14 protein-coding genes are annotated in these 16,529 nt (G+C 50.4%); 5 read left to right on the forward strand and 9 right to left on the reverse strand.

The annotated features are described in order from the left end of the window. The first annotated feature begins 160 nt into the window (after window positions 1-160). A complete protein-coding gene (deoC, locus tag CLFS41_RS19730) occupies window positions 161-796 on the forward strand; it encodes a deoxyribose-phosphate aldolase (protein ID WP_007860681.1) in 636 nt (211 codons plus the stop codon). 218 nt (window positions 797-1,014) lie between these two features. After that, the gene (locus CLFS41_RS19735) at window positions 1,015-2,121 is read left to right on the forward strand and encodes a KamA family radical SAM protein (protein WP_045093241.1); all 1,107 of its coding nucleotides are present in this window, start codon (window positions 1,015-1,017) and stop codon (window positions 2,119-2,121) included. 111 nt (window positions 2,122-2,232) lie between these two features. Here CLFS41_RS19735 and CLFS41_RS19740 read toward each other — a convergent pair whose 3' ends face one another. From CLFS41_RS19740 to CLFS41_RS19765, 6 genes are all read right to left on the reverse strand, one after another. Next, the gene (locus CLFS41_RS19740; RefSeq protein ID WP_045093258.1) at window positions 2,233-3,024 is read right to left on the reverse strand and encodes a hypothetical protein; all 792 of its coding nucleotides are present in this window, start codon (window positions 3,022-3,024) and stop codon (window positions 2,233-2,235) included. 170 nt (window positions 3,025-3,194) lie between these two features. Further along, complete coding sequence (gene fucO / locus CLFS41_RS19745) at window positions 3,195-4,343, reverse strand: lactaldehyde reductase (protein ID WP_007860686.1); 1,149 nt, start codon at window positions 4,341-4,343, stop codon at window positions 3,195-3,197. Window positions 4,344-4,518: 175 nt separating this feature from the next. Continuing rightward, the gene (locus CLFS41_RS19750) at window positions 4,519-5,085 is read right to left on the reverse strand and encodes a TetR/AcrR family transcriptional regulator C-terminal domain-containing protein (RefSeq protein ID WP_007860689.1); all 567 of its coding nucleotides are present in this window, start codon (window positions 5,083-5,085) and stop codon (window positions 4,519-4,521) included. 91 nt (window positions 5,086-5,176) lie between these two features. Further along, the gene (locus CLFS41_RS19755) at window positions 5,177-7,927 is read right to left on the reverse strand and encodes a hypothetical protein (protein WP_045093242.1); all 2,751 of its coding nucleotides are present in this window, start codon (window positions 7,925-7,927) and stop codon (window positions 5,177-5,179) included. After that, window positions 7,917-10,187 carry an MMPL family transporter gene (locus CLFS41_RS19760; protein WP_045093243.1) on the reverse strand — a complete coding sequence of 757 codons (2,271 nt, stop codon included), beginning with the start codon at window positions 10,185-10,187 and terminating at the stop codon, window positions 7,917-7,919. Before CLFS41_RS19760 ends, CLFS41_RS19755 begins: the two co-directional genes overlap by 11 nt. An 18-nt stretch (window positions 10,188-10,205) precedes the next feature. Continuing rightward, complete coding sequence (locus tag CLFS41_RS19765) at window positions 10,206-11,150, reverse strand: hypothetical protein (protein ID WP_045093244.1); 945 nt, start codon at window positions 11,148-11,150, stop codon at window positions 10,206-10,208. A 444-nt stretch (window positions 11,151-11,594) separates the two neighbouring features. Here CLFS41_RS19765 and CLFS41_RS19770 point away from each other — a divergent pair, with 444 nt between their 5' ends. From CLFS41_RS19770 to CLFS41_RS30470, 3 genes are all read left to right on the forward strand, one after another. After that, window positions 11,595-12,185, forward strand: a complete 591-nt coding sequence (locus tag CLFS41_RS19770) for a TetR/AcrR family transcriptional regulator (protein WP_007860695.1) — start codon at window positions 11,595-11,597, stop codon at window positions 12,183-12,185. Between the two features lie 98 nt (window positions 12,186-12,283). Continuing rightward, complete coding sequence (locus CLFS41_RS19775; RefSeq protein ID WP_045093245.1) at window positions 12,284-13,516, forward strand: class I SAM-dependent rRNA methyltransferase; 1,233 nt, start codon at window positions 12,284-12,286, stop codon at window positions 13,514-13,516. A 143-nt stretch (window positions 13,517-13,659) separates the two neighbouring features. Then, complete coding sequence (locus CLFS41_RS30470) at window positions 13,660-13,827, forward strand: hypothetical protein (RefSeq protein ID WP_007860697.1); 168 nt, start codon at window positions 13,660-13,662, stop codon at window positions 13,825-13,827. 7 nt (window positions 13,828-13,834) lie between these two features. On the opposite strand, the gene CLFS41_RS19780 is transcribed toward CLFS41_RS30470, so the two are convergent. The 3 genes from CLFS41_RS19780 to CLFS41_RS19790 form a co-directional block, all read right to left on the reverse strand. Further along, a complete protein-coding gene (locus CLFS41_RS19780) occupies window positions 13,835-15,178 on the reverse strand; it encodes an MATE family efflux transporter (RefSeq protein ID WP_045093246.1) in 1,344 nt (447 codons plus the stop codon). A 70-nt stretch (window positions 15,179-15,248) separates the two neighbouring features. Beyond that, window positions 15,249-15,668, reverse strand: a complete 420-nt coding sequence (locus CLFS41_RS19785) for a MarR family transcriptional regulator (RefSeq protein ID WP_045093247.1) — start codon at window positions 15,666-15,668, stop codon at window positions 15,249-15,251. A gap of 186 nt (window positions 15,669-15,854) precedes the next feature. Further along, entirely contained in the window at window positions 15,855-16,262 is a 408-nt protein-coding gene (locus tag CLFS41_RS19790; RefSeq protein ID WP_276327346.1) for a VanZ family protein, read from the reverse strand. Between the last annotated feature and the right edge of the window lie 267 nt (window positions 16,263-16,529).

The following is a 16,529-nucleotide window of genomic DNA, read 5'->3' on the forward strand; positions in this document are numbered from 1 at the left end:
TTTTAAATTATTTGAACTTTATTACACATTTATCACATGCAAATGTCTATTTTTTATTTCACAAATCCTGTAACCGATTTCACTTGATAAATACAGGCATTTATGCTATTATTTTATTATCATAATTCGGCTCTGCTGTAAAAATAAAGGAGAGAAAACAATGGATATTGCAAAGAAAATCGACCACACCATGTTGAAGGCTGACGCCTCCGCCGACACCATCAAGCGCTACTGCAAGGAAGCCGTTGAGCATAAGTTTGCTTCCGTATGCGTAAACAGCTGCCATGTTCCGCTGGTTTCATCCCAGCTAAAAGGCTCCGGTGTCATGACCTGCTGTGTGGTGGGATTCCCCCTGGGAGCCATGCTCACCTCCGCCAAGGCGTTCGAGGCTTCCGAATCAGTGAAAGCCGGCGCTGAGGAAGTGGATATGGTCATTAATATCGGCGCTGTCAAGGACAGGAACTGGGATTTTGTAAGAGATGATATCAAGGCAGTGGTTGAAGCTTCCAAACCGGCCATTGTAAAGGTGATCATTGAGACATGTCTTTTGACCGATGAAGAGAAAGTAAAGGCTTGTGAACTGTCTGAGGAAGCCGGCGCTGCTTTTGTGAAGACCTCCACCGGTTTTTCCACCGGAGGAGCCACGGTTGAAGACATCAGGCTTATGCGTAAAACAGTAGGGGACAGGCTTCAGGTAAAGGCCAGCGGCGGTATCCGCACCCCTGAGTTTGCCCGTGAGCTAGTAGAGGCCGGAGCTGACCGCATCGGAGCCGGCAACGGGATTGTCCTTCTGTAACCGTAAGATCCATCCATTTAAACACGATATGCCGGGCCGTTATGGCTCTGTATACCGTGTTTTTCTTTTTGTCCCTTTACATTTTCTAAAGGCTGTCATCCTTTCCCGGTTTATACTTTTTTTCTAAAGTTTATAATTTATTTACAATTTATTCATAGGACACCTTTCTTTCACCTGTTATAATTTTATGTGAACTACATAATGAAGGGGATGATACTATGAATTGGAAAGAAGCACTGAGAACCAATGTCACAAAAGCGGGCGAGCTGAGGGAATACATGGATCTGACAGATTCCCAGATCGAGCATCTTAACAGGATCCTCCATCAGTTCCCCATGACCGTCACTCGTTATTACCTGTCACTGATCGACTGGAATGATCCGGCCCGTGATCCGGTGTTTAGGATGTGTATCCCATCCATCAGTGAAACTGACTTGTCCGGGGATTTTGATACCAGCGGAGAAGCGGACAACACAGTAATATCGGGTTTACAGCATAAATACCCGCAGACAGCCCTGATCCTGTCCACCCACCGCTGTGCCATGTACTGCAGGCACTGCTTCCGCAAACGCCTGGTGGGTATCTCTGATGATGAGACGGCCGACAATGTGGCTGAGATGGCTGCCTATGTAAATGCCCACAGTGAGATCAGCAATATACTCATATCCGGCGGAGATGCATTTGTAAACAGCAATCAGGTCATAGCGCAGTATCTGGAGCATTTCACCCCGATCCCCCATCTGGACCTGATACGCTTTGGCACCCGCACCCCTGTTGTTCTTCCGGAAAGAATCTATGACGACCACGAACTTCTGGATATTCTCAAGACATACACGCAGAAAAAACAAATCTATGTGGTTACCCAGTTTAACCATCCAAAGGAATTGACCGATCATGCCAGGAAGGCTGTGAAAACCCTGCTGGATGCAGGCGTCATTGTCAAAAACCAGACCGTGCTGTTAAAGGGGATCAATGACAGCAGCCATGTACTGGGCGCACTGTTAAAGGATCTGACCAAATGCGGTGCGGTTCCCTATTACATTTTCCAGTGCCGCCCCGTATCAGGGGTAAAGAGCCAGTTCCAGGTCCCCCTGATGCAGGGTTACGAGATTGTGGAGGGCGCAAAGAATATGCAGAACGGACAGGGGAAATGCATCCGCTATGCCATGTCCCATGTTACCGGTAAGATTGAGATACTGGGACCTGTGTCCCAAAATGAAATGCTGTTTAAATACCATCAGGCCAAGTATGCAAAAGATTACGGCAGGATCTTCACAGGGGAGATGACCCCGGGGCAGGCCTGGCTGGAGGAACCGGCAGGATAAGAAAGCCAAAACAGGGCGGCAGCGGCTGAAACAAAACCGCTGCCGCCCATTTTAATGTCCGGCTCCACAGGAAAACTCTTGTGGCAATAAGATTCATGTCATAGGAAGTACTTATCTATGTTCATAGCCATACACTTCAATCTGCGTCAGCGCAGGGAACGGGGACGGGTCATCCGCTTTGATCAGCTGACCAAAGGTAAGCCATGTAATTCCACTCTTTTTGATGGGGATCACATGGGGTTCCGCGCTCTTTGCCAGCCGCACCGTCTCCGCGGAGCCGTCAGAAAAGGTAAAGGTGACCTGTTCCCACCAGTTGTCATGAGGGAAGTCCGCCCTGGTATAGAGTACGATCTTGTCAAAATCCACTGCGCGGCCAAATTCCAGGGTCATCTGCGCATCGTCCTGCTGATTGATCCCCCATGATTCATAGGGCCATTTTCCATGGGAACGGTTGGCTGTGACCCCATCTATGGCATTGCGCGCCGCAAACACGGCTTCCCCTCTTGTCTCCACATTGGCGCTGGCATGAGGGTAATATCCGCGGAATACATGCTGGTCCATCACATTCTCAGCCAGATTCTTATAGACCTTAATCTCATGCTCCATGGCATACCGTACGGTCAGGTAATGGCGCTCCCCTGTAAAAGCTTTGGGGTTATAGGATGTCTTCTTTTCCTCAAAAGGAACGATATATGCAAGTTCCGTCTGAACCGCAAAAATGTAAGACTCGTCCATGGTGTCATCCACGCGGACCACATAGAAGCGGTTCTTCTCCGGCAGACCAAACACGATCCGGTCCCCTTCCCGGTACTCCCCCTTCCAGGCCAGAACTGCCTGTGAGGGACCTTCCATGGATGCTTTTATCTCGTTATCCCTGTTTAAAACCGTTATCTTAAATTCCATATATGCCTCCAGATATTTGAATTGTTTGATAAAATTGTACCACAGGGCATAGGAAGTTACCATGTACATTTTTCATGAGAAACTATCATATTGGCCGTTTTATGGTTCCAGACCCCTAAAACGGCGATGCGGACGTATGCCGCTTTGGCAATACGTCCGCATGATCATGGTCACATCAGTGACAGGTACAGGTTCTTGATATCCTCTAAAGATGGATCCTTTGGATTTCCCGGACGGCAGGCGTCATCCATGGCGGACTGGGATAGGAAATCCACATCCTCAGGTTTTACGATCTCCTTTAGGTCAGCAGGGATCCCCACATCCTGGGACAGCTTCTTCACAGCGTCCACAGCAGCCTTGCGGTATTCCTCCTGGCTCATGTCCTCCACACCTTCCACGCCCATGGCAACGGCAATGTCCTTAAACTTGGTTCCTGTGCAGGGAGCATTGTACTCCATAACCGTTGGAAGAATGATGGCATTTGCAACACCGTGGGGGGTATCATACAGGGCACCCAGGCCATGGGCCATGGAGTGGACGATCCCCAGTCCGCAGTTGGAAAAGCCCATCCCTGTGAGATACTGTCCCAGGGCCATGCCTTCCCTGCCCTCCGGCTTATTCTCCACCGCGTCCCTCAGGCTGCGGGCAATAACTTCGATGGCTTTTAAGTTAAACATATCGGTCATCTCCCATGCGCCCTTTGTGGTATATCCCTCAATTGCGTGGGTCAGGGCATCCATGCCGGTTGCCGCTGTCAGTCCCTTCGGCATGGAGGCCATCATTTCCGGGTCAACCACTGCCACTACGGGAATATCATGGGTATCCACACATACGAATTTGCGCTTTTTCTCAACATCCGTGATCACATAGTTGATGGTAACCTCTGCCGCCGTGCCTGCTGTTGTGGGAACCGCAATGATCGGAACGCAGGGATTCTTGGTGGGGGCAACACCTTCCAGGCTTCTCACATCCTCAAACTCAGGGTTGGTGATGATGATGCCAATGGCCTTGGAAGTGTCCATGGAGGAACCGCCGCCAATGGCAATGATATAATCAGCGCCGGATGCCCTGAATGCGGCAACGCCGGTCTGGACATTCTCAATGGTGGGATTCGGCTTGATGTTGGAGTAGATCTCGTATGCAAGTCCGGCATCCTCCAGTACCTTGGTCACCTTGGTAGTCACATTGAACTTGATCAGATCAGGGTCTGAGCAGACAAATGCCTTCTTAAATCCCCTTGCCTTTGCCTCATTTGCAATCTCCCGGATCGCCCCTGCGCCATGATAGGATGTTTCGTTTAATACGATTCTGTTTGCCATGATTTACCTCTCCTTTTCTTTTATCACATGCGTCCGGAAAATTCCGGCGCTTTGGCTTGTTCTATTTGTTAATATTATAACAACGGGATGTTAAAAATAAAAGTGACAAACATCTCTGTCTGTCACTTTTTCTCAATCTTTGTGCAAGTTAACTATTCTCATTGTCTACTATTACCTATAGCAGCTTCAGGCGTTCAAATACCTCGGCCAGCTTTGGCGGCATGGCTTCCACCAGCTTGCCGGACATGTCCCGGGGCGAATCCTTCATGCCTCCCAGAACCCACTTGACTGTCATATACACGGAGCCCTGGCAGTACATCTCCAAAAGGAACTGCAGTTCCTGATTCAGGGCCTTGCTGTCCTTTCTGGCAAGCAGGTCTGTGTAAAACTTGAGGATCAGCTCAAAATCATGCTCCTTCAGGGAATTTTTGTCATCTGAGCGGAAGGCTTCTGTAAAAAACACCTTTTCATTGAGGATAAATTCAAATTTACGGGTCAGGCTTTCCCCCACCGTATGCCCCATGCCGATCTGCTCAAAGGACTGGAGCACCAGCTTGTCAAAATACCAGTTGATCAGGTCATATTTATCCAGGAAACTGCGGTAAAAGGTCTGGCGGGTAACGCCGCATCCCTCCACGATATTCTTCACCGTAATCTTATCCACAGGCTGGGTCTTCATGCATTCCTTCACGGAAGCCGCCAGCTTGTATTTGGTTTTCTCCTGCCTGCTTATCTCAGCCACGGTATCCATCCCTCCCCAGTACAGCCGTCCACGGCAATATACCTCAAACTCCTGTGTCAGATACCATTATACTAAAAATTCCCCCGGCCTGCTACCTGTTTTTGAAAATGCTGACCATAGCCTTCCACATCTGGACCAGCACATTCCACATCCTGCGAAGCGGGCTTTCCTTAATCTTTGCCACCTCTGCATCCGCTGTCTTGGCATCATCCTCATCCACGCTGATCTCATCGGTGCGGAGCACGATCTGCAATGTCTTTGGAGCCCTGTTCTTATCAGAGGTAAATGAAACCTTTTCAGAGGACGGGTCCATGAACAGGAAACGGTTGTCTGTGTCAAACTTATCCAGCTCATTGTCAATGGTGTCCTTCATGGTGCGGCCCGCCCGGCGCATGGCCGTGGTGCTGTCCAGTATGCTCAGGCTTCTGTCCAGAAGTTCCATGCTGCCTCTTAAGCTGTCCCGTGCAGCAGCGTCAAAATCATCACTGCTGTCCTTTAAGGTATTCTGTACAATGGTCATGGTGCTGACGCCGTTATTCAGGGCATCTGTGGTGCGGCGGACAAGCTCCTGGGAATCATCCAGGGCAGCCTGGAGATCCGGATAATAGGTGTCCAGTGAATCGTGGAGTGCGGTCAGGTCCTCAATGAGATAGTCCAGGTTATCCACGATCTCCGCACTGTATTTTGCCGAGTCCGAAGTGTCATCCATCAGGTTGGACATCAGAAGGGAAAGCTCGCTGCTCTTTTTGGATATATCCGTCAGCATGGACTGTCTGCCGGACAAAAGCTCCATCAGGGTCCCCATGTCCACCGGAACCTCGGGAGTACCCACCAGCGGTACATTGTGCTTTTCAATGACCGCCATTATTGTTGAACCCGGCGCAAGGGAGAGTGTTTCTCCTGCGCCGGATGCGGCGTCTGTGTCTGAAGCGGCGCCGGTTCCTGATGTGGAGTCTGCGCCCGATGCAGCGCCCGATCCTGATGTGGAGCCTGCCCCGGATGCGGCGCCCGATCCTGATGCGGCGCCTGTTCCGGCTGCAGTGCCCGATCCGGTCCCTCCTGCTGATGCGTCCGTTCCCGTACCTGCTCCCCCGGAACCATTGGCGGCATTATCCTGGGAACCGGCGGAGCCGCTGCCCTGATCATTCTGGTCGGGAGTGCCGGAGGCGGAACCTGCGTTCGTGGAACCGTCCGTACCGGTGGATCCGCCCGTACCGGCAGAACCGTCCGTGCCGGTGGAACCGCCCGTACCCTGGCTGTTCTTGTCATCTGTTCCTGAGGCATTGTCCGCGCCGGCGGAGCCGTCCGTACCGGCAGAACCGTCCGTACTTGCGGATCCGTCCGCGCCGGTGGAACCGCCCGTACCCTGGCTGTTCTTGTCATCCGTTCCCGGGGTGTTATCCGTGCCGGCGGAGCCGCCTGTACCGGCAGAACCGTCCGTACTTGTTGAACCATCTGCACTCTGGTCGTTTTTCTTGTCAGTGTCCGTTGTATTTCCTGTGTTGTCCGTATCCTTTCCCTGGGAATCGGTGTGGCCGGAGCTGCTTCCACTCCCGCCGCCGCCATTTCCACGTGAGTGGCCAAAATCCTCTTCATCCATGTAATAATCTTCATCCAGGAAACCGATCCCTGCGCCGGCACTGGCCAGACCGGTCACATATACCTGTTCGCTGGCCTGAAGCTGAGCATCCAGGGCAATCAGCTGCTGCATGATCTCCATCAGCTCAGGGATATTCTCGGAGATTCCCGCTGAACTGCTCTTGATGTTATTCAGCCTGGTGTGCAGCTTTCTTAAGGGATCCTGCATATCCCCAAGTGTATTTACAATATCTCCCATACTCTTGTGGACCACTTCCGCTGAATCCTTGGCGGTCTGGAGATGGGGTATCATGGTTTCCAGCTGCTGTGAAACAGAGGTCAGGGACGCCAGGGTCTGGTCGTTTCCGGCCAGGATGCTGTCCTTGGAATTGCTCCACTTCTGCCTTGCACTCTCCGCTGAATCCAGTCCTCCACGCACCTGGTTCACACCCTCACGCATATCTTCCACGGATTTTGCCATCTGTTCCAGGCTGTCATACAGCTCATCCCCTGCATCCTGCCATGTATCCTTGGCTTCCTTCAGATCCTTGATGTGCTCCAGATCCTCCACGGTTCCCGGCATCATGGCCATGATGACTCCGGTGGTCTCAAAGCTGTCCGTGCCGATGCGCACAGTGTAATCCCCCTCCTCCCCGGGCAGGGCTGTGAACACTACCGCTGTTGTTTCTCCCAGATTCTGGGTTTGGGAGCCTTCCGCCTCCACGCTGTAGCATTTCCCCATGTCAACAGGAACCGCCACCATGAGCATCATGTTATTGCGGTAATATTCCCGGGCATGGTCATTGGGGTCCGCCTTTATATGGATCTCCACCAGCCCGGACGCGCCGGCCAGCTGATCGCCGTTGGATGGCACGCCGTTCAGTTTGTAGGAAACGTCAAATTCCCAGGGCAGTGTAATCTGGTCTTTATCCAGGGCGCATTTGTAATAGAACCGCTCCTTCTGGGCCTGGGGAAAATTCCAGGTGACCGAACCGTCTCCCAGCACCGGCACCGCCTGATTGGACATATTGGTCACATCCAGATACGTGCCGTAATCCGTAAAATCCGTAAGGCCGTTAAGGCTGCATCCCTTAACCACGTTGATCTTATCAAGCCTGCCGTAATAATCCAGGTTTACGTACATGGTCTCATCCACATCCACGGCCGCTTCCGCCCCATATACCGGCAGGCCCCCGCCAGCATTGGTGCAAAGCATAGCCGCGGCCAGGCCGGCTGTCATGACTCTTTTATACTTATACTTCATTGCTTTCCACCTCCGATGGTTCATTGTTTCTTTTATTTCCGATGGTTATTTTATTTACAATGGTCCCAAGCCCAGCTTTGATAATCGCCTTGCGCTTTTCATGGCGTTTTCTCAGGTGCTTTTGCAAGCGGTCCCATTCATTGCTTGTTATGATCCGGTCAAACAGGGCCAGCAGGGCGGGCAGTACGGTCAGCACCAGGATTACGCTGAACAATCCGCCTCTTCCGATCAGATGGCCCAAATCCCCAATGGCCGCTGTAGTGGATATAAAGTGTATGATATATCCTGCCAGTATAATGATGGTCCCCGATGTGAAGATGGACGGGCAGGACAGCATCAGCGCCTGTATACAGGCTTCCTTCTTAGGCAGCGTCTTCCTACAGGATACGTAGTTATTGGTCATAAGTATGGAATAATCCACGGTTGCTCCCAGCTGGATACTGCTGACAATAATGTAACCCATAAACACCATGGTGTCGCCCTGGAGATAGGGCATTGCCATGTTGAGGAAAATAGCCACCTGGATAGGGATCATTACCACAACCGGTATGATAAACGACCGGAAGCTGAACATGACGACCAGGAATACCCCCAACAGGGACAGGGTGTTTACCCGTGCGTTATCCGAGGTAATCGTGGTCTTAATGTCCTGGGTGGATGGGGTCTCCCCCACCAGATATGCCCCGTCCGGATAATACCGGTCCACAATGCTTTGTATTTCATCCGTGCACTTAAATGCCTGGTCGCTTTCCGTCTTAGTCCTTATGTATATCAGCATTCTGCAGGAATCCTTGGTATGAAGCTCGCTGGTAAGGGAATAGGGAAGGAAATCCTCCGGAATCCCCACAGGCAGGGTGTTGGCCAGGGACATTACGCTTTTAGCATAGGGCAGGTCCTCGATCTCATCGGACATTTCCTTTTCCAGCACCGGCGAAGTATTTGGATACAGGGCCAACAGCATGTTGCTGCGCCCGAACTTCTGGGATATCTCCTGGTCGTCCGCATAGACCTGGGTCCCCTCGCTGGCTCCCACCGCACTGTTGCCGTAAAGGAAATCATTCATCCCCTGGGCCACATAGGCGGGCGGGGTGAGTAGGACCATAATGATCAGGGAAGCATAACGCACCTTGTATACCCATTCGCTGAATTTGCGGAAGCTGGGCAGGAAGGGACGGTGCCTGGTCTTGTCATTCCACTTTGTAAACTTCAGGATCATGGCGGGCATAAAGAATACCACGGTGATCAGGCTGAACACAATTCCCTTTGCCAGAACCAGGCCCATATCAAAACCAATGGTAAAATTCATGGACACCAGGGCCAGGAAGCCCACCACGGTGGTCAGGCTGCTGGCGAAAATAGAGTTAATGGCCTCCTCAATGGCTCCCACCATGGCCTCCTCTTCCGTCTTTCCCTTCTGCCGCTCCCTGGAAAACGCATCCAGCAGGAAAATAGAATAGTCCATGGAGGTGGCCAGCTGCAGCACCATGGCCACATTGTTGGTCAGAAAGGACACGGTCCCGATAAATATATTGGTTCCCCGGTTCAGCAGAATGGCCACGCCCATGACCAGCAAAAACAAAAAGGGCTCGGACCACGCCGTGGTGGTGATGCACAGTACCGCAAAGATCATGATCACCGCCACGGTGAGGATAAGGTTCATCTCACTTTCCACATTTTCCGTCAGGGACTTGTTCTGGACAGCCATGCCCACATAATACCCCTTATCCCCGGTGATGGCCTTCATCTCATCAATGGCCTGGGAGGTCTTCTTAGTGGTGTCCCCCTCGTCAAAGGTGATATCCATCACGGCGCAGCCATCCTTATAATAATCCTCAATATCCTTCTGGTTAATAAAATCCTCTCCGGAATAAATATTCACCGTACTGTCGCACCACAGGATCTGGTCCACGCCATCCACTGCCTCCAGCTTATCCTTGTACTGCTTTGCCTCATACAGGCTAACGTCCTTGATCATCAGCCTGGCTGTACCCGGGTATCCGAATTCATTTTCCATCAGATCCAGTCCGATACAGGACTGGGCCGTGTCCGGCAGATATTCGGTCAGGTCGTAATTCACATTCACAAAAAGCATTGCAATCAGGGAAAAGATACACCCTGCCACAAATACGCTCTCGATCCAGCCCTTCTTATGTATGATAAAACCGGCCAGACGGGCGGAAACCGACAATCCATCTGCCTGCTCCTGCCCTTTTACCCTGTGTGTCTTTCTCTTCAATCTGTCAAGCAGTCTCTGTCCCATGTTCCATACTCCCTTACACTACCGCATCATAATTATCAAGAAATATTGTTTCCCATCCTTTTCACCGCGGGCCATACCCAGGCTGCGGTAATATTCCAGGGAATAGGTTCTGTCCCCCTTGGAATCATACCTGTCCCCGGTCCGCTCCATGACTTTGGAAAATGCCTCGGATTCATCCTCACAGCTGCGGATGTACAGTTCCAGGCAGGTGGCATTTTTCCGGTAAGGAATGGAAGCCAGGTAGTCATTCACCGTTCCCTCGCCGGGAATCCGCTCATCCATGTATCCGCCTGCCATGGCTGCCTCCAGCCGGTGGGCCGCGGCCTTATTCAGGGCCATATCCATTTTAAATCCAGCGTTCCGGTCATACACCCTGTGCATATCCCCATCATAATCATCTTCCCGGTCAGGATGCTGGTCAAAATATCTCTGCTTCTTTTCCTCATTCAGTTCATCAAACAGCGCTTGAGTCTCCTCATCATAACAGCCAGCGCTGTACGCCCCGCCCCCGGTATTCTCCACCCACTGGGCCGAAACAAGGGCGCCGTTCCTTGAAAACTCATACATTCCATTGTCAAGGATCAGCTCCCCCAGGTTCATGCCGCCGTCTTCGTGGAAATAGTACCACTCTCCGTCCACTTCCTTCCATCCCCTGGCCATGATCCCATCTTTATCCAGATAATAGGTTCGGCCATCTGTCTGAATCCATCCCTTATGTAAACTGTTGTTCTCATCCATCCAGTACCAGTTCTCCCCTGACCGGTTCCAGCCCGGGTGTGCCGTGGTGTTGCTTTCGGTTTGCTGTGCCGGCTGTGTCTCCTGGGTTTGCTGTGTCTCCTGGGTTTGCTGTGTCTCCTGGGTTTGCTGTGTCTCCTGGGCCGCTGCCGTTCCCAGGCCGGTTCCCGGAAATGCTCCCACAACCAAGACTGCCATTAAAAAAAGTCTATATTTTCTGTGTTTCACCTGATCATCCCCTTCATACAGCTGTCTAGTTATGCCTATATATCTATTATACGTCTTTTATTCTGTTAAGCAACTTCTATTTTATTAATTGACATTTGTTTATTTATTGACTATAATGGATTATACTAAGAAATGGCAAAAATACAATGATTAATTTTGATGGATTCGCCTAATAATCAACACTATTGCATCATTTGTCCAGGAAAAATATGTTAAATATTTGTAAAGTCTAATGGGGCTGCGTTCCCCATATCTGTAGTGCACTCTCCGAATCTCCTGGTACTCAGATTTGCGGGATGGTTTTTGTCAGTTAGCCACAAATGTATGAGGCGTACATGGTGTGTACGTTGATCAGTTTGCGTGGGGCCGGCGGAAGGATCAGCCGCAAGAATGGGTGCCTGGAAGGCTCCGAAGGTACATTATACATCAAAGGAGGATTGAATCATGAGTACTGATTCCATAGACCGCAGGGTTAGAAAAACACGGAGGCAGCTTCGGGAATGTCTTATTTCCTTATTAAAGGAGAAAAAAGTCCAGGACATCACGGTCCGCGAGCTGACAGACATGGCCGATCTGAACAGGGGAACCTTTTACCTTCATTATAAGGACGTGTTCGACCTGCTGGAAAAGACTGAGGCTGAGCTGCAGGACGAGTTTAACCAGCTGGTGCTCAAGCATGACGCCGTGGACCTAAAGCAAAGACCGGCTGTGATCTTTAATGAGATCTATTCCCTGGTTTATGAAAATGCAGATCTCATTGAAATCCTGCTGGGTGAAAACGGGGATCTGAATTTTGTCAACCGCCTGAAAAAGCTTATACGCGAAAAATGTCTCAAGGACTGGATGGAGGTATTCCGCACCGGCAATCCGGCTGTCTTTGACGCTTTCTTTTCCTATATTGCATCGGGCTGCGTGGGGCTGGTACAGTACTGGCTCCAGACCGGACTGAAGGAAACGCCACAGCAGATGGCAAAGCTGACCGAGCAGATCATCACCCAGGGGATCGAGGTGCTGGAGATGGATCCTTACGCGTAGGGGAGGCCGGGGTTTGAATTTTCATTTATATTATGATATGATGGTAGACATGCAAAATTCATGGTATCAGATAAAACAACCAAAGACAGGAGCACTTCATGGAATCTAAGAACTTATACACAGTTACAGCCACTGTCCGCCTAAAAAAAGGCCAGGGACGCACCCTGAAAGCCGGCGGAGCCTGGATTTACGACAATGAGATCGACACCGTCACCGGGGAATATGAGAACGGGGACCTGGCCGCCGTGGAGGATTTTGACGGTTATGGGCTGGGGCATGGATTTATCAATACCAACTCCAAGCTGACCGTGCGCATGTTATCCCGCAAAAAGGATACCGTTATTGACCAGAACTTTATTGAGATGCGGGTCAGGAATGCGTGGGAGTACAGAAAAGCAACCGTGGACACTTCCAGCTGCAGGATCCTGTTCGGAGAGGCCGACTTTCTTCCGGGTATTGTGATCGACAAATTTTCCGATGTGCTGGTGGTGGAATCTCTGGCACTGGGGATCGACCGGCTGAAACCTGTGATCGTGGAAATGCTTAAAAAGGTTCTGGCAGAGGACGGGATCACCATCCGGGGCGTTTACGAGCGCAGCGATGCAAAGGTCCGCCTCCAGGAAGGCATGGAGCGGTATAAAGGGTTTATAGGAGAGCCGTTTGATACCAAGGTGGAGATTCTGGAAAATGGGGTCCGCTACCTGGTGGATGTGGAGGACGGCCAAAAGACCGGATTTTTCCTTGACCAGAAATATAACCGCCTGGCTGTGCAGAACCTGTGCAGGAGGACCCAGCCGGACAAGGTGCTGGACTGCTTTACGCACACCGGTTCATTTGCCCTGAATGCCGGGCTGGCCGGCTCCAAGGACGTGCTGGGCGTGGACGCATCCCGTCTGGCGGTGGATCAGGCCAGTGAAAATGCAGCGCTCAACGGAATCCAGGACAGGGTGCATTTTGAATGTGCAGATGTATTTGACCTGCTTCCCAAGCTGGAACAGGATGGGCAGAAATTTGATGTGGTCATTCTGGATCCGCCGGCATTTACCAAATCCAGAAATTCCATAAAAAATGCAGTTAAGGGGTACAGGGAAATCAATCTGAGAGGCATGAAGCTGGTAAAGGACGGGGGGTATCTGGCCACCTGCTCCTGTTCCCACTTTATGGACCCGGAACTTTTCACAAAGACGATCCGGGAAGCGGCCGGGAATGTGCACAAGCGGCTGCGCCAGGTAGAGTACCGTACCCAGGCCAGTGACCATCCCATCCTGTGGGCTGCGGATGAAAGCTACTATCTGAAGTTCTATATTTTTCAGGTCTGCGATGAGAAGTAAGAAATGCCGCGCCCATGTGCATAGGCCGGATAAATGTGGATAGATTGATAGTAAGGGTATCAGGTCAGTGGATATTTGACGGCCTGGTACCCTTTTTGATCGGTTAGATGTAAGTTGTTATTATTTCCGTGATTGGAGGAACTATGCTCTGGATCATTCTGGTTATCCTGCTTCTTATACTGATCGCGTTTATATTATACTGCTGTGTGTGCAACACCACGCCCTATGACCGTGAAGTGGATGATGAACAGCAGATGGAATACCTGCGCCAGTATAAAGAACAGTGTAAGGAACATCATAAAGACAAATAGAAAAAGACTACCCTTTTTTCCGCACGTACCATATGTAGCATATGGTGAAAAAAAGGATGCCGTACAGGGAGGCGGCGGGAACTGCCAATCCAATATCAAACAGGCTGGCGCCTTCCTTTAAGCTGAACAAATAGGAAAGAGGCACACGTACCAGGAAGGACGCCGTGATCCCCTGAACCATAACCGGAAGCGACATGCCGTGTCCGTTAAAATAACCAATATAACTGAAAACCAGGCATGTGAGGATGGCCTCAAAGCTGAATCCTTTCAAATATTCCGCGGCCCTTATGATATAAGCTTCATTCGTGGTGAAGACCGAGGCGGGGATATCACCGCGGAAAAATGAGATCAGGAATATGATCACCCCCACAGACGCTCCTAATCCCATGCCGGTAAGCATTGCCTTCCTGGCCCTCTCCTCCTTTCCTGCGCCCACATTCTGGGCCACGAACGCGGACATGGACTGCATAAGGGCTGACGGGATCAGCATGATAAAGGAGATCACCTTTTGCGCGATCCCATAACCGGAGGACGCCTCCAGCCCAATGCCGTTGACAATGGCGCACAGGATCAGGAAGGAAATGCTGGTAAGCAGCTCCTGCAATGCCAGGGGGATGCCCAGCTTGAGGAAAACCGGGATCTCACTGTTAAAATGCAGGTCCTGCCGTGTGACGGTAAAAGGAAGGTTCTGCCTCCTGATAATAAACAGGGACAGGATCACGCTGACCGCCTGGGCTAAAATGGTAGCGAGCGCGGCGCCTGCCACATTCATGTGAAGAACCGCCACAAAAAACAGATCCCCCACAATATTCACCAGACAGGCAATGGACACAAAGACCAAAGGCAGCTTTGAGTTCCCCAGCCCTCTGAATATGCCGCTGATCACATTATATGCGACCACAAAAATAATTCCCGCGCCGCAGATTCTTACATACTCAATGGTCATTTCATAGGCTGGGGCAGGCGCGTTGAGCCAGGATGCAAATACCGGGGCGCCTGCCAGCAGCAGGACCATAATGACTGCGGTAAAAATGGCAAAAAAGCAGATGCATCCTCCGATCACACCGCCAATACGGCTTGCCCTCTTTTCGCCCATATACCGGCTGATCAGGACCGTTACCCCCATGGTCAGGGAGGTTATGACAAAGGTCACCAGGTTAATGATATTGCTGCCCGTTGCCACGGCCGATATGCCTGCATCCGTGCCGAACTGGCCTACCACCAGAAGGTCTACTGCCCCGTACATGGCCTGGAGGATCAAAGCGCCCAGGATGGGGACCATGAATCTGATCAGTTTTGTTACTATGTTTCCCTGAGTGAAATCATCGGATAAATTGGTTGGGGTTGACATTTTGGACTCCTTTTATATGTAAAATGGTTTGGATGTATTTCTTCACTTATATAAGGCTTCAGCACTCTTCCTAATCATCCAGATTCAGAAGCATTTTCCCGGCAACCCTCATAAATACATCCAATTCTTCCTTGGGTATTCCCCTCACAAGCTGCTCTTCCGTCCTCTGTATCTCCTGCTGAAGGGCCAGGCGTATATGTTCTGCTGTTTCCGTGAACAAAATCTCCTTGTATCTGGCGTCATGTTCGCTGCTGACTCGCTGGATCATCTTCTGCTCTTCCAGTGTTTTCAATAGTTCTGTGGCCGTGGATGGCCGCAGATCAAACTCCTTTTCTATATCCTTTTGAAACAACGGCTTGTCTTTACTTTCAACCAGAATAAACTCAAGGATACGCCCCTGAGCCTCAGTGATGCCCAAAAGCCTTCCTGTCTTCCCGGAACGGCGCCTTAGGCGTATGGATATCATATTAATCAATTTGCCGGTCTGCATAAGCTGTCCTCTCTTATCTGGTCCAGGTGAATCCACATGGAATTATTATAGGGTCCTGATCGGATGTTGACAGGATCTTCATTGGGCCTTCATTGGATTTCCATTAAATTTTCATTGGAAATGCTGACATAGAACGCAATTAGTTCGCTTCCTAAGTATTTAATTATAGCAAGATTTTAACAGTTGTCAATCATATCCTGCCATACGGGTAAAAATCCAAAACACAACGGCTCCGATCAATGTTCCTATCGTATTGGTGAAAATATCATCCACCTGAAAATAGCCCCGCTGCGTGATCAGCTGTATCACTTCAACCGTACAGCTCAAGGCAAATCCAAACAAGGTACAGATAACCGGGTTCCTCATGAGTCTCCATGTCCACGGAGCAAGAATCCCAAAGGGAATGAATAACAGAACATTTTCAATCACATAAGAATTGTCTCTGGGCCCTCCAATGGTCCCAAATAAGGTTAGGCACATTTCAGTGCGCGATCCAGGCTCCCGCTCAAATATAGTGAGGATGGACAGCATGATAAAATAAATAATAAGCAAGGTACATTTCAGGCACCTTTTATTACAGCCTAAAAACTTCATGCTGCAAAACCCTATCAAAATACCCACAATAAGCGCTATTGGAAGATATCTTGATTTTTCTAATATGTCGGATAAAATGTATTCCAAGGTCTGTTGGGATAATAAATGCAATTAGTCTGCTCCATTTCTTAATTTCTGATGATACCGGGCCCTTCACTGCTCCTTCGCCCTATCTGTATACTATAATTGCCGTTTGAAGCCATGTCAAGAAAACTCCTGACTTTGTTTGAAATTTGTAGGGGGGGGGTGATGTGGTATGTAAGTTGT

The organism is Clostridium sp. FS41 (assembly GCF_000954015.1).
Taxonomy (GTDB): domain Bacteria; phylum Bacillota; class Clostridia; order Lachnospirales; family Lachnospiraceae; genus Enterocloster; species Enterocloster citroniae.